At 72.2% G+C, this 13,528-nt stretch carries 15 protein-coding genes; 6 read left to right on the plus strand and 9 right to left on the minus strand.

Translation table 11 applies throughout. The features are described from left to right. Window positions 1–870, plus strand: coding sequence for a deoxyribonuclease IV (locus ACZ50K_RS01580; RefSeq protein ID WP_468896042.1), 870 nt, complete (start codon window positions 1–3; stop codon window positions 868–870). Window positions 871–918: 48 nt separating this feature from the next. Here the strand turns inward: ACZ50K_RS01580 and ACZ50K_RS01585 are convergent, their stop codons facing one another. After that, window positions 919–1,551, minus strand: coding sequence for a sulfite oxidase-like oxidoreductase (locus ACZ50K_RS01585; RefSeq protein WP_468896045.1), 633 nt, complete (start codon window positions 1,549–1,551; stop codon window positions 919–921). Between the two features lie 163 nt (window positions 1,552–1,714). Here ACZ50K_RS01585 and bfr point away from each other — a divergent pair, with 163 nt between their 5' ends. Further along, a complete protein-coding gene (bfr, locus tag ACZ50K_RS01590) occupies window positions 1,715–2,191 on the plus strand; it encodes a bacterioferritin (RefSeq protein WP_468896047.1) in 477 nt (158 codons plus the stop codon). A gap of 21 nt (window positions 2,192–2,212) precedes the next feature. Here the strand turns inward: bfr and ACZ50K_RS01595 are convergent, their stop codons facing one another. Together ACZ50K_RS01595 and ACZ50K_RS01600 are read right to left on the minus strand one after the other, a co-directional pair. Continuing rightward, window positions 2,213–2,461: a (2Fe-2S)-binding protein gene (locus ACZ50K_RS01595; protein ID WP_468896050.1), complete on the minus strand. Its 249-nt coding sequence runs from the start codon at window positions 2,459–2,461 to the stop codon at window positions 2,213–2,215. 174 nt (window positions 2,462–2,635) lie between these two features. Then, window positions 2,636–3,991 (minus strand): class II 3-deoxy-7-phosphoheptulonate synthase, encoded by a 1,356-nt coding sequence (locus ACZ50K_RS01600; RefSeq protein WP_468896053.1) that lies wholly within the window; start codon window positions 3,989–3,991, stop codon window positions 2,636–2,638. A gap of 99 nt (window positions 3,992–4,090) precedes the next feature. Between ACZ50K_RS01600 and ACZ50K_RS01605 the strand changes: the two genes are divergently transcribed. Both ACZ50K_RS01605 and ACZ50K_RS01610 read left to right on the plus strand, forming a co-directional pair. Then, a complete protein-coding gene (locus ACZ50K_RS01605; protein ID WP_468897154.1) occupies window positions 4,091–4,147 on the plus strand; it encodes a trp operon leader peptide in 57 nt (18 codons plus the stop codon). Window positions 4,148–4,256: 109 nt separating this feature from the next. Next, a complete protein-coding gene (locus ACZ50K_RS01610) occupies window positions 4,257–6,269 on the plus strand; it encodes an anthranilate synthase family protein (RefSeq protein ID WP_468896056.1) in 2,013 nt (670 codons plus the stop codon). Here ACZ50K_RS01610 and ACZ50K_RS01615 read toward each other — a convergent pair. From ACZ50K_RS01615 to ACZ50K_RS01635, 5 genes are all read right to left on the minus strand, one after another. Continuing rightward, window positions 6,224–7,216 (minus strand): 2-hydroxyacid dehydrogenase, encoded by a 993-nt coding sequence (locus tag ACZ50K_RS01615; protein WP_468896059.1) that lies wholly within the window; start codon window positions 7,214–7,216, stop codon window positions 6,224–6,226. The genes ACZ50K_RS01610 and ACZ50K_RS01615 overlap by 46 nt on opposite strands. Window positions 7,217–7,274: 58 nt before the next feature. Continuing rightward, window positions 7,275–8,303, minus strand: a complete 1,029-nt coding sequence (locus tag ACZ50K_RS01620) for a 6-phosphofructokinase (protein WP_468897155.1) — start codon at window positions 8,301–8,303, stop codon at window positions 7,275–7,277. Between the two features lie 127 nt (window positions 8,304–8,430). Then, on the minus strand, window positions 8,431–9,102 hold the full coding sequence (locus ACZ50K_RS01625) for a response regulator (protein ID WP_468896062.1): 672 nt from the start codon (window positions 9,100–9,102) through the stop codon (window positions 8,431–8,433). Beyond that, the gene (macS, locus tag ACZ50K_RS01630; RefSeq protein WP_468896065.1) at window positions 9,099–10,310 is read right to left on the minus strand and encodes a MacS family sensor histidine kinase; all 1,212 of its coding nucleotides are present in this window, start codon (window positions 10,308–10,310) and stop codon (window positions 9,099–9,101) included. Before macS ends, ACZ50K_RS01625 begins: the two co-directional genes overlap by 4 nt. 33 nt (window positions 10,311–10,343) lie before the next feature. Further along, entirely contained in the window at window positions 10,344–11,126 is a 783-nt protein-coding gene (locus tag ACZ50K_RS01635) for a lysophospholipid acyltransferase family protein (protein WP_468897157.1), read from the minus strand. 185 nt (window positions 11,127–11,311) lie between these two features. Between ACZ50K_RS01635 and ACZ50K_RS01640 the strand changes: the two genes are divergently transcribed. After that, complete coding sequence (locus ACZ50K_RS01640; RefSeq protein WP_468896068.1) at window positions 11,312–12,103, plus strand: alpha/beta hydrolase; 792 nt, start codon at window positions 11,312–11,314, stop codon at window positions 12,101–12,103. Beyond that, on the plus strand, window positions 12,096–12,680 hold the full coding sequence (locus ACZ50K_RS01645; RefSeq protein ID WP_468896070.1) for a hypothetical protein: 585 nt from the start codon (window positions 12,096–12,098) through the stop codon (window positions 12,678–12,680). Before ACZ50K_RS01640 ends, ACZ50K_RS01645 begins: the two co-directional genes overlap by 8 nt. Here ACZ50K_RS01645 and ACZ50K_RS01650 read toward each other — a convergent pair. Continuing rightward, on the minus strand, window positions 12,677–13,486 hold the full coding sequence (locus tag ACZ50K_RS01650) for an endonuclease/exonuclease/phosphatase family protein (RefSeq protein ID WP_468896072.1): 810 nt from the start codon (window positions 13,484–13,486) through the stop codon (window positions 12,677–12,679). The genes ACZ50K_RS01645 and ACZ50K_RS01650 overlap by 4 nt on opposite strands. Between the last annotated feature and the right edge of the window lie 42 nt (window positions 13,487–13,528).

Here is a 13,528-nt window from a genome sequence, read left to right on the forward strand (position 1 = left end):
GTGGAAGACGCCGTACGCAACCCGGTGGGCGGGCACGTGCCCGTGGCCGGCGGACTCGCCTCGGTCGGGCTGGCCTACGCCCGTGAGCTGGACGCGGAGGCCGTGCAGGTCTTCGTGGCCAACCCGCGCGGCTGGGCCACCCCGGTCGGGAACCCGGCGCAGGACGAGCTGTTCCGCGAGCGGTGCGCCGCCGGGGGCATCCCGGCCTACGTCCACGCCCCGTACCTGATCAACTTCGGCTCGCACACCCCGGCGACGGTGGAGAAGTCGGTGGAGTCGCTGCGGCACTCGCTGCGCCGGGGCCGGGAGATCGGGGCGCTGGGCGTGGTGGTGCACACCGGCTCGGCCACCGGCGGACGGCCGCGCGAGGTGGCGCTGGCCCAGGTCGGGGAGCACCTGCTGCCGCTGCTGGACGAACTGACCCGTGACGACGACCCGTTCCTGCTGCTGGAGTCCACGGCCGGCCAGGGCTCCTCGCTGTGCTCGCGGACCTGGGACTTCACCCCGTACTTCGAGGTGCTGGAGTCCCACCCCAAGCTGGGGATCTGCCTGGACACCTGCCATGTCTTCGCGGCGGGTCACGACCTGGCCGGGCCCGGCGGCGCCAAGGAGACCCTGGACCTGCTGGTGGAGGCGGTGGGGCCGGGCCGGCTGAAGCTGATCCACGCCAACGACTCCAAGGAGGGCGTGGGCGCGCACAGGGACCGGCACGCCAACATCGGCGCCGGTCACATCGGCCGGGAGGCCTTCGCCGAGCTCTGCTCGCACCCGGAGACGGCCGGGGTGCCGCTGATCATCGAGACCCCGGGCGGCAAGGAGGGGCACGCGGCGGACGTGGCCCTGCTGAAGGAGCTCCGCGGGTCGGGCTAGCCGGCGGCCGGCCCGTGGTCCACCGGGACCACGGGTGTCACCCTGCGGTCAGAGTTCCGGACCGTCGCCCGGTTCCTCCTGGTACGAGTAGCGCTGCTCCCGCCAGGGGTCGCCGATGTTGTGGTAGCCGCGCTCCTCCCAGAAGCCCCGGCGGTCGGCGGTCATGTACTCGATGCCGCGGACCCACTTGGGGCCCTTCCAGGCGTACAGGTGCGGGACCACCAGCCGCAGCGGGAAGCCGTGTTCGGCGGTGAGGGGCTCGCCGCCCTGGTGGGTGGCGAAGACGGTCCGCTCCGAAGCGAAGTCCGCCAGCCGCAGGTTGGAGCTGAAGCCGTACTCGGCCCACACCATCACATGGGTGACCCGGGGGTCCGGCGGGGCCAGGGCCAGCAGGCTCCGGGCCGGCACACCGCCCCATTCGGCCCCGGTCATGCTGAACTTCGTCACGCAGTGCAGATCGGCCACCACGGTGGAGAACGGCAGCGCCGAGAACTCCTCGTGGTTCCAGCAGTGCTTCTCGCCGTCCGCGGTGGCCCCGAAGACCCGGAACTCCCAGCGGTCGGGCTTGAACTTGGGGACCGGACCGTAGTGCGTGACCGGCCAGCCTCGCTGGAGCCGCTGCCCCGGGGGAAGCTCCGACTGCTGCGCTCCCGGAGATTCCCGGCTTTCCGGCTGACCCATGACTCCATGGTGACAGACGGCCGGGGGTGGTCCGGACCAGTTCGACCCCGATTCGGGCAACTCCTACTAAGGAGGCACTTACTGGACGACCTCCGGCGGCGGTGCAAGGATGCGGCCACCTGCCCAGTCACCTAGCTGACATTGCTTGGAAGGAGCCTCTGCGATGCAGGGCGACCCCGAGGTCCTTGAGTTTCTCAACGAGCAGCTGACCGGCGAGCTCACCGCGATCAACCAGTACTGGCTGCACTACCGCATCCAGGACAACAAGGGTTGGACCAAGCTCGCCAAGTACACGCGTGAAGAATCCATCGACGAGATGAAGCACGCGGACAAGATCACCGAGCGCATCCTGATGCTGGACGGGCTGCCGAACTACCAGCGCCTCTTCCACGTCCGGGTCGGCCAGACCCTGACCGAGATGTTCCAGGCCGACCGCCAGGTGGAGGTCGAGGCCATCGACCGGCTGAAGCGCGGGATCGAGGTGATGCGCGGCAAGGGCGACGTGACCTCGGCGCGTCTCTTCGAGGACATCCTGGAGGACGAGGAGCACCACATCGACTACCTGGACACCCAGCTGGAACTGATCGAGTCCCTCGGTGAGCCGCTCTACATCGCCCAGCTGATCGAGCAGCCCAGCTAGCGACGGCCGCACCGGGACCGGCTAGGCCGCTTCGGCCAGCTCGGTGCCGGCGGCCAGGACGGCGGCCGGCTCGCCCTTCTCCAGGAGGGCCCGGCGGGGGCACGCGCCGCGGCCCAGCAGGCCCTGGATGGTGCGCACGCAGGAGCCGCAGTCGGTTCCGGCCTTGGTGGCCGAGGCGATCTGCCGGGGGGTGCAGGCGCCCGCGGCCGCGTGGTCCTTGACCTGCTTGTCGGTGACACCGAAGCACGAGCAGACGTACACGCGGTCCACCTCCCTGACAGGAACGGTTCGGGCGAGCCATCCCCTATTCGGTGAGGCTTACCTAACCGTACCCAAACTTAGGGTGACCTAAAAGCCCTCTCCATGACGATGGGGCGCGGATCACATCGATCCGCGCCCCGTCGTCGTAGGAAGGCACCTACTGATCGCGCCTACCGGTCCTGCCTACTGGTCGCGGTACATCTCCGCCACCAGGAAGGCCAGGTCCAGGGACTGGCTGCGGTTGAGCCGCGGGTCGCAGGCGGTCTCGTAGCGCTGGTGCAGGTCGTCGACGAAGATCTCGTCGCCGCCGCCCACGCACTCGGTGACATCGTCACCGGTGAGCTCCACGTGGATGCCGCCCGGGTGGGTGCCCAGCGCCTTGTGGACCTCGAAGAAGCCCTTGACCTCGTCGAGCACGTCGTCGAAGCGGCGGGTCTTGTGGCCGGAGGCCGCCTCGAAGGTGTTGCCGTGCATCGGGTCGGTGACCCAGACCACGGTGGCACCGGAGGCGGTGACCTTCTCGACCAGCACGGGCAGCTTGTCGCGGACCTTGTCGGCGCCCATCCGGACCACGAAGGTGAGCCGGCCCGGCTCCCGCTCGGGGTCGAGGCGGTCGATGTAGGTCAGCGCCTCGTCCACCGTGGTGGTGGGGCCCAGCTTGATGCCGATCGGGTTGGCGATCTGCGAGCAGAACTCGATGTGCGCGTGGTCCAGCTGCCGGGTGCGCTCACCGATCCACACCATGTGGCCGGAGGTGTCGTACAGCTTGCCGGTCCGCGAGTCGGTGCGGGTCAGCGCGCCCTCGTAGTCCAGCAGCAGGGCCTCGTGCGAGGCGTAGAACTCGACGGCCTTGAACTCGGCCGGGTCGGTGCCACAGGCCTTCATGAAGTTCAGCGCGTTGTCGATCTCCCGCGCGAGCTGCTCGTAGCGCTGCCCGGACGGGGAGGAGCGCACGAAGTCCTGGTTCCAGGCGTGCACCTGCCGCAGGTCGGCGTAGCCGCCGGTGGTGAAGGCGCGCACCAGGTTCAGGGTGGAGGCGGAGGCGTGGTACATCCGCTTCAGCCGCTCGGGGTCCGGGATCCGGGCCTCTTCGGTGAAGGCGAAGCCGTTGACGGAGTCGCCGCGGTAGGTCGGCAGGGTCACGCCGTCGCGGGTCTCGGTGTCCTTGGAGCGCGGCTTGGAGTACTGGCCGGCGATGCGCCCGACCTTGACCACCGGCACGGAGGCCGCGTAGGTCAGGACGGCACTCATCTGGAGCAGCGTCTTCAGCTTGGCGCGGATGTGGTCGGCGGACACGGCATCGAAGGCCTCGGCGCAGTCGCCGCCCTGCAGCAGGAACGCCTCGCCCTTGGCGACGGCTCCCAGACGGGCGCGCAGCTGGTCGCATTCACCCGCGAACACGAGGGGGGGATACGACTCGAGGTCCGCGACGACAGCGCGCAGAGCCTCGGCATCGGGGTACGAAGGCTGCTGCGCCGCGGGAAGGTCTCGCCAGGTCGCCTTGGCGGCGGGGGCTTGGGTTTCAGCGTTCACGGTCACCCCGTAAACACTACGGCGTGAATGTGGTGCTCAGGTTCGCCGCTCACAAAGTGAGACGCGCTGTCTCTCCGATCAAGGTTGCGGGTGTATGGTCTGCGCATGTTCGCGCACTCGAACCAGAACTGGTGGTGGACCGCTCCTCCGGCGGCCCACTGAACTGCGCGTACCCGAACCAGACGCACAGACGCGAAGGCCGCCCGAGGGGGCGGCCTTCTTCGTTTTCCGCGGCCGCTCCCTCCTTCCCGACCCGGAAGGGACCGCTCCCATGCCCGTGGAAACCTCAGGAACCCGCCCCCCGATCCATCAGGTCCTCGAACGGCTGCTGGACCCGCAGGGGCCTCCCTTCGCCCTGCTCCGGCGGCGCACCCCCGGCCGCGACACGGACACCGTGGAGCTGCTGACCGGCCCGGTGCGGGAGGTCGCGCTGCTGGCCGACCTCCCGGTCCGGGAGCTGCCCAGCCTGGCCCTGGTCCCGTTCCGGCAGATCCGCGAGCGCGGGTTCGAGGCCACCGACGACGGCACCCCGCTGAGCGTGCTGTGCGCCGAGCGGGCGTACGCCTTCCCGCTCGCGGAGGTGCTGGCGGCCCTGCCGGACCGGCCGGTGACCGTCACCGGCGGCGGCTTCGACATCACCGACGAGGAGTACGCGGACACCGTCGGACGGGTGGTCGCCGAGGAGATCGGTCGGGGCGAGGGCGCCAACTTCGTCATCCGCCGCACCTACCGGGGCCGGATCGCGGGCTTCGACCGGGCCGCGGCGCTCGCCCTGTTCCGCCGGCTGCTGGCGGGCGAGCGCGGGGCCTACTGGACGTACGTGGTGCACACCGGGGAGCGGACCCTGGTCGGGGCCAGCCCCGAGGTACACGTGCGGATGTCGGGCGGCACGGTGGTGATGAACCCGATCAGCGGCACCTACCGCTATCCGGCGGACGGGCCCACCGTGGACTCGCTGCTGTCCTTCCTCGCCGACCGCAAGGAGACCGAGGAGCTCTCCATGGTGGTCGACGAGGAGCTGAAGATGATGTGCGCGGTCGGCGACCGGGGCGGGGTGGTGGTCGGGCCCCGGCTGAAGGAGATGGCGCATCTGGCGCACACCGAGTACGAGCTGCGCGGCCGGTCCTCCCTGGACGTGCGCGAGGTGCTGCGGGAGACCATGTTCGCGGCCACCGTCACCGGCTCCCCGGTGGAGAACGCCTGCCGGGTGATCCGGCGGCACGAGCCGCTCGGGGAGGGCGGCGGGCGCGGCTACTACGCGGGGGCGCTGGCCCTGCTGGGCCGGGACGCGGCCGGGGCGCAGACCCTGGACTCGCCGATCCTGATCCGGACGGCGGACATCGCCGCGGACGGCACCCTGCGGGTGGCGGTCGGCGCCACCCTGGTCCGGCACTCGGTTCCGGCCGAGGAAGTGGCCGAGACCCATGCCAAGGCGGCCGGGGTGCTGGCCGCGCTGGGGGTCCGTCCGGCGGCCCCGGCGGCGGTCCGGGAGCGGGCCGGGAGACTGGCCGACGACCCCCGGGTGCGGGCGGCGCTGGCGGACCGCCGGGCCGGTCTGGCCCCGTTCTGGCTGCGGATGCAGGAGCGGCCCGCGGAGCCGGCCGGGCGGGTGCTGGTGGTGGACGGCGAGGACCGGTTCACGGCCATGCTCGGGCATGTGCTGCGGGTGGCCGGCCACCCGGTGGAGGTGCGCCGCTTCGACGATCCGGGCCTGCGGGCGGCGGCCCTGGCCCACCCGGGCCCGGTGGTGCTGGGGCCCGGGCCGGGGAACCCGGCGGACCCGGCCGATCCCCGGATGCGGCTGCTGCGCGGGCTGACGGCGGAGCTGCTGGCCGGGCACCGGCACGGGCTGCTGGGCGTCTGCCTGGGGCACGAGCTGCTGGCGGCGGAGCTGGGGCTGCCGCTGGTGCGCAAGGCCGAGCCGGCCCAGGGGGCGCAGCTGGAGATCGACCTGTTCGGCTCCCCCGAGGTGGTCGGCTTCTACAACACCTTCACGGCCTCCTGCGGCCCGGAGGAGGCCGCCGACCTGGCCGGGCGCGGGGTGGAGGTGGCCCGGGACCCGGCCGGGCACGAGGTGTACGCGCTGCGCGGCCCGGGGTTCGCCGGGGTCCAGTTCCATCCGGAGTCGGTGCTCACCCTGCGCGGGGCGGAGCTGCTGGGCTCGCTGCTGGCCGGGGTGTCGGCCGGTGGCGGGGCCGCGGGAGGGACCGGTGGCCGGACCGCTGGTGGGGCCGGTGTTCAGGCCGGGGAGAGGGTGTTCTCGGACCGGCGGCCGGCCAGGTAGTCGGCCACGTTGGCGACGGTGGTGTCGACGATCTGGCCCACCGCGTCGTGGGTGTAGTAGGCCTGGTGGGAGGTGACCAGCACATTGGGGAAGGTGATCAGGCGGGCCAGGGTGTCGTCCTCCACCGCCTCCAGGGAGCGGTCCATGAAGAACAGGCCCGCCTCGGCCTCGTAGACGTCCAGGCCGACGCCGGTGAACCGGCCGGACCGGAGTTCGGTGACCAGGGCCTCGGTGTCCACCAGGCCGCCGCGGCTGGAGTTCACCAGGATGGCGTCGTCCTTCATCATCCGCAGCGCCTTGGCGTCCATGATGTGGTGGGTGGAGTCGAGCAGCGGCACGTGCAGGCTGATCAGGTCGGAGAGCGCGAACAGGTCCTCCTTGTCCACGTACCGCATGCCCAGCTCCAGACAGGCCGGGTTCTCCACCACGTCCCAGCCCAGCAGCTCCATGCCGAAGCCGGCGGCGATCCGGGCGAAGGCCTCGCCGATCTTCCCGGTGCCGAGGACCCCGGCCGTGCGGCCCCGGAAGTCCCGGCCCATCAGGCCGTTCAGCCGGAAGTCGAAGTCCCTGGTGCGGTTGGAGGCCCGGACGATGTTCCGGTTGACGGCCATGGCCAGGGTCCAGGCGAACTCGGCCACCGAGTAGGGCGAGTAGTAGGAGACCCGGCTGACCGTGAGGCCGAGACGGCGGGCCACGTCCAGGTCGATGTTGTTGAAGCCGGTGGAGCGCTGGGCGATCATCTTGGTGCCGCCGGCCGCCAGGATGTTCAGCACCCGCGCGCTGAGGTCGGCGTTCACGCTGGAGGAGACCACCTCGTAGCCGGCCGCGATGGGCGCGGTGTCCTCGGTGAGGAAGACGTCGAGGCAGCGCACCTCGTGGAGGTCCCCGAAGGCCTCCTCGATGATCGGCCTCTCGTCCGACTGCACACCGAACGCCAAGATCTCCACGACAGCTCCCACGGGTCGTACGGGTGGATTCGTCACGATACGACCCGTGGCAGCCCGCTCAGCCGAAGAACACCCCGGCCTCCCGGTACAGCTCCGGGTCCACCGTCTTCAGCCGGGCCGTGGCCTCCGCGATCGGCACCCGCACCACGTCGGTGCCCTGGAGGGCGACCATCTTCCCGAAGTCACCGTCCCGGACGGCGTCGATGGCGTGCAGCCCGAAGCGGGTGGCCAGCCAGCGGTCGAAGGCGCTGGGGGTGCCGCCGCGCTGGACGTGGCCGAGGACGGTGGTCCGGGCCTCCTTGCCGGTGCGCGACTCGATCTCCTTGGCCAGCCACTCGCCGACCCCGGAGAGCCGGACGTGCCCGAAGGAGTCCTTGGTGGCGTCCTTGAGGACCATGTCCCCGTCCTTGGGCATGGCCCCTTCGGCGACCACCACGATCGGCGCGTAACTGGCCTTGAACCGGGAGGTCACCCAGGCGCAGACCTGGTCCACGTCGAACCGCTGCTCGGGGATGAGGATGACGTTGGCGCCGCCCGCCAGCCCCGAGTGCAGGGCGATCCAGCCCGCGTGCCGGCCCATGACCTCCACGACCAGGACCCGCATGTGGGACTCGGCGGTGGTGTGGAGCCGGTCGATGGCCTCGGTGGCGATGCCGACCGCGGTGTCGAAGCCGAAGGTGTAGTCGGTGGCCGACAGGTCGTTGTCGATGGTCTTGGGGACCCCGACGCAGGGCACCCCGAACTCCCCGTGCAGCCGGGCGGCGACCCCGAGGGTGTCCTCCCCGCCGATCGCGATCAGCGCGTCCACCTCGTACTTGGCGAGGTTCTCCTTGATGGAGCGGACCCCGTTCTCCACCGTGAACGGGTTGGTCCGCGAGGAGCCGAGGATGGTGCCGCCGCGCGGCAGGATCCCGCGCACCGCGGCGATGTCGAGGGGGACGGTGTCCCCGTCCACCGGACCGCGCCAGCCGTCGCGGAACCCGATGAACTCGTAGCCGTACTCCTGGACGCCCTTGCGGACCACCCCGCGGATCACCGCGTTCAGCCCCGGGCAGTCGCCGCCGCCGGTCAGCACTCCGACCTTCATGGAATCTCCCTTCGCCATGAGGTCCACGCTAGTGAGACTCAGGTCACACCGCGCCACCCGGGAGCGTCAATTCCGGTGCGATCAAGGGAGGTTGACCGGTCCAGGTTCACCCTCAGGGGTGATGGCCCTAGGCGTCGTCGAGGCCGCGCTCTATGGCGTAGCGGACGAGTTCCACCCGGTTGTGCAGCTGGAGCTTGCCCAGGGTGTTCTGGACGTGGTTCTGCACGGTGCGGTGCGAGATGACCAGCCGTTCGGCGATCTGCTTGTAGGACAGGCCCTTGGCGACCAGCCGGAGCACCTCGGTCTCGCGGTCGGTGAGCTGCGGGGCGGCCGGCTCCCCGGCGGTGGCCGGGGCCGGCTCGGTGGCCAGCCGGCGGTACTCGCCCAGGACCAGGCCGGCCAGACCGGGGGTGAAGACGGGGTCGCCCACGGCGGTCCGGCGGACCGCGTCGATCAGCTCCTCGGCCCCGGCGGACTTCAGCAGGTACCCGGTGGCACCGGACTTGACCGCCTCCAGGACGTCGGCGTGCTCCCCGCTCGCCGACAGCACCAGCACCCGCAGCGCCGGATCGGCGCCGACCAGCTCCTTGCAGACCCGCACCCCCGGCAGTCCGGGCAGGTTGAGGTCGAGCACCAGCACCTGGGGACGGACCGCCTGGGCCCGGCGGACCGCCTGCGGGCCGTCGCCCGCCGTGGCGACCACGTCGAAGCCCGCGGCGGCCAGGTCGCGGGCGACCGCGTCCCGCCACATCGGATGGTCGTCGACGACCATCACCCTGATCTCGTTCGCGTCCGTCATGCCTGGTCCGTCCTCCCCCTGGGTACCTTCAGTTCCACTTCGGTGCCCTGTCCCGGTACGGACACCAGCTCGGCGGTGCCGCCGAGCTCCCGGAGCCGGCCCCGGATGGACAGGGCCACCCCCATCCGGCCCTCGCCGGCCGCCTGGTCCAGCCGGCCGGGCGCGATGCCCGGCCCGTCGTCCCGGACCGTGACGACCACCTCGTCGCCCCAGTCCTCCAGGAGGATCCAGGCCCGGGCCGAGTCCCCGGCGTGCCTGCGCACGTTGTCCAGGGCGGCGCCGACGGCCGCGGCGAGCTCCCGGGCCGCCGGACCGGGCAGCGGCACCGGGCCGCCGGGTTCCGCGAAGCTGACCCGGGAGCCGGCGTGCGGGGCCAGCAGCGACCGCAGGTCCAGCTCCCCGTCCCCGTGGTCCGGCTCGGCCACCTCCACACTGTCCACCAGCGCCCCCAGCGAGGCGTCGCGGGAGACCCGGGAGGCGGGCAGCAGACCGCTGGAGACCAGGGTGCGCAGGGCCACCTCCTGCTCCCCCGCCATCCGGCCGAGCTCCTCGGCCTCGCCGCCGATCTCGCTGCCGCGCCGCTGCACCATGGCCAGGACCTGGAGCACCCCGTCGTGGATGTCCCGGGCCAGCCGTTCCCGCTCCCGGGTGGCGGCCTCGATCTCCAGGGCGCGGGCGAGGGTGGCCTCACTGGCCCGGGCGACCTCGACCACGTAGCCGATGGCGATGGAGGCGACCCACACCAGCAGCACGTTGTGCAGGGTGTCCCGGGTGGGTTCACCGCGCTGCACGATGTTGGCGACGGCCACGAAGGAGGAGGCGAACAGGGCCCAGCGCCAGCCGCCCTTGAGGGCGAAGGCGAGCACCGAGCCGGCCGTCCAGATGGACGGCAGGGTGGGCCCGCCGTCCGCGATCCGGGCCGCCGAGTCCACCACGGGGGTGAGCAGGATCCCGGTCAGGGCCATGCCGAGGTCGGCGCCGAGGAAGGCCCGGGTGCAGCTGCGGGCGTTGGCCACCCTGGACAGGGTGGCCAGGGTCCACAGGAACAGCAGGGCCAGGTAGCCGATGGCCAGGCCGGGGCGCCGGAACTCGCCGTAGGCCGAGGCGAACAGCAGCGCCGCGTAGACCATGGTGAGGACCCGGTAGGCCGTCAGGGCACGCCACAGCGGCTGCTCGACCGACATGCCCACGACACGCTCGCGCTTCACCGTCTCCCCCGCCCCGCCCCCGCGGACCCGCCGCTACTCGCCGACCGGCCCGCCCTTGGACTCGTCCTTGGCCTCGCCCTTGGCGTCGTTCCCGGCCTCGGCCCCGGCCTTGGCCTCCGCCTTGGCCTCGCCCTTGGCCGCCTTCTCGGCGTCGGCGATCTGGCGCTTGGCGGCCGTGGCGTAGATGTCCACGTACTCCTGGCCGGACAGCTTCATGATCTCGTACATGACCTCGTCGGTCACCGAGCGCAGGATGAAGCGGTCCCCGTCCATGCCGTGGTAGCGGCTGAAGTCGAGCGGCTTGCCGATCCGGATGCCCGGACGCATCAGCTTGGGGACCACCTTGCCGGGCGGCTGGATCTTCTCGGTGTCGATCATCGCGACCGGGATCACCGGCGCGCCGGTGGCCAGCGCCACCCGGGCCAGACCGCCGGGCTTGCCCCGGTAGAGCCGGCCGTCGGGCGACCGGGTGCCCTCCGGGTAGATGCCGAAGAGCTCACCGCGCTCGATGACCTCGATCCCGCTCCTGATCGCGGCCTCGCCCGCGCCGCGGGCGCCGGACCGGTCCACCGGGAGCTGGCCCACCCCCTTGAAGAAGGCGGCCGTCAGCCTGCCCTTCACACCCGGGGAGGTGAAGTACTCCGCCTTGGCGATGAAGGTGACCTTCCGGTCCAGCACGGCGGGCAGGAAGAAGGAGTCGGAGAACGAGAGGTGGTTGGAGGCCAGGATCGCCGGACCCTCGGCGGGAATGTTCTCCAAGCCCTCCACCCAGGGCCGGAAGGCGAGCTTCAGGGACCCGCCGATGGAGAACTTCATTGCGCCGTAGATCAACTGAGCAGCCTTCCTGTGTCCGTCGAACAGACCTTAACCCGTCAACCCCTCCCGGGGCCGCGAGCGGGCCTTCGACCCTGGTCGGTGCCTGTCCCGTCGCGTACGGTGAAGTCACACAGCGCACCCGCCCCCGAACACCCCTCCCGCCCATCGCCTCCAAGGAGATCCTGGTGCCCGTCCTCCCCGGTGCCGAGCCGTTCCGCCACGAGGGCGGAGAGGTCGGCGTCCTCCTCTGCCACGGATTCACCGGCTCCCCGCAGTCCCTGCGGCCGTGGGCCGAGTACCTGGCCGAGCGCGGACTGACGGTGTCCCTGCCGCTGCTGCCCGGACACGGCACCCGCTGGGAGGACATGCAGCTGACCGGGTGGCAGGACTGGTACGCGGAGGTCGACCGGGCGCTGCGCGAGCTGCTGGAGCGGTGCGCCACCGTGTTCGTGTTCGGACTGTCCATGGGCGGCGCGCTGAGCCTGCGGCTGGCGGCCCGGCACGGGGACGCGGTGCGCGGGCTGGTCCTGGTCAATCCGGCGAACAAGATCCACGACCCGCTGGCGGTGGCCCTGCCGGTGGCCAAGCACTTCGTCCGCTCCACCCCGGGCATCGCCTCGGACATCGCCAAGCCGGGCTCCCAGGAGGTCGGCTACGACCGGGTCCCGACCCGGGCCGCGCACTCGCTGCGGCAGTTCCTGCAGCTGGTGGACAAGGAGCTGCCGCAGGTCACCCAGCCGCTGCTGCTCCTGCACAGCCCGCAGGACCACGTGGTGCCGCCGGTGGACTCGGCGCGGGTGCTGGCCCGGGTGTCCTCCACGGACGTGACCGAGACCCTGCTGGAACAGAGCTACCACGTCGCGACGTTGGACCATGATGCGGAGCGGATCTTCGCGGACAGCTATGCGTTCATCGGCCGGCTCACGGGACACGTCGACGAGCCGCGTTTCAGGGAGGGGGCGGGCACCGGTGGCTGAGCAGGAGGAGCCCGTGGGCGGCGTCCCGCCGCTCGACGAGGAAGCGGCCTGGGCGGCGATCGTCGCCGGGTACGGCCAGGAGCCGCCGGACCCGCCGGGGTCGCGGCCGTTCAAACCGATCGAGGACCTGCTGCTGCCGGAGGAGGACGTCAAGCCGGAACCGCCGGAACCGCCGGCCGCGACGGCCGCGCCGAAGCCGCCGGAGAAGGACACCGGGCCGGCCGCCCCGCCGGCCCCGCTGGGCAGTTCGGTGGTGTTCGCCCCGGGCGTGGGCGGGGGCGGCCCGCGGGACCACTCGCTGGCCGAGCCGGCCGACGGGGACGGCGAGGAGGGACACTTCGTCCCGCCGGAGCCGCCGCCGCTGCCGGCCGCCGACACCACCACCAAGTTCGCGTGGCTGGCGGTGGTCGGCGGGCCGGTCCTGCTGCTGCTGGCGGTCCTGCTGAGCTGGGAGATGACCTGGTGGCTGACCACCCTCGGGGTGGGCGGCTTCCTCGGCGGCTTCGCCACTCTGGTGGGCCGCATGGCCCACGACGACGAGGAGGACGACGACCCCGGCCGCGGGGCGGTCGTCTAGCCGGTCCCCTCCGGCCCGTCCGGCCTCTCCGGCCCGTCCGGCCTCTCCGGCGGGGCGGCCGGGAGGCGGAGGGCGGCCAGGACCGGGAGGTGGTCGGTGGCGGCTGCCAGGTCGGCGGGGGTGATTCCGGGGAGGGTGGTCGGCACCCCGCAGCCCAGGACCTGGACCGCGCCGGCGGCGAAGACCGCGTCGATCCGGCGGTCCGGGCCGGCCGAGGGGAAGGTGGGGCCGCCGCCCCAGGGGGCCGCGGTGCGGCAGTCGGTCAGTTCGGCGGCGAGGCGGCCGAAGGCCGGTCCGGCCGGGGTCTCGTTGATGTCCCCGGCCACCAGGGCGTACGGGGCGTCCCGTTGCCGCACCCGGTCCACCAACAGCCCTGCCTGGGCCAGCCGTTCGGTGCGGTCCAGCGACAAGTGGGCGCTGAGCAGGGCGATCCGGGCGGCGCCGATCCGGACCACGGCGGTGGCGAACCCGCGCCGGTGGAGTCCGGGGGTCCGCGGCAGCAGGACGTCCTCGGTGCTCTCCACGAAGGCGCGGAGCGAGCAGAGCAGCAGGGGGCCGGCCGCGGTGGCACCGCCGCCCAGCACCACCAGGTCCGTCTTCGAGGCCAGCCGGGCCGCGTGCTTGCGCCAGCGGAAGAAGCGCGGGGCCTCCTGGACGAAGACCAGGTCGGGGGCGCAGGCCCGGATCACCCGGGCCAGCGCCTCCTCGTCGTCGCGCAGCGAGCGGATGTTGTAGCTGAGCACCCGGATCACGACTGAGCCGTCGGACTCCGTGCGGGACTGCGGCAGGTCGGGCAAGTCATCCATGCCCAGCAAGATATGCCGCTGCCCGCCGCGCCCACAGGGGGC

It is taken from the genome of Streptomyces sp. NPDC033845, from assembly GCF_055576225.1.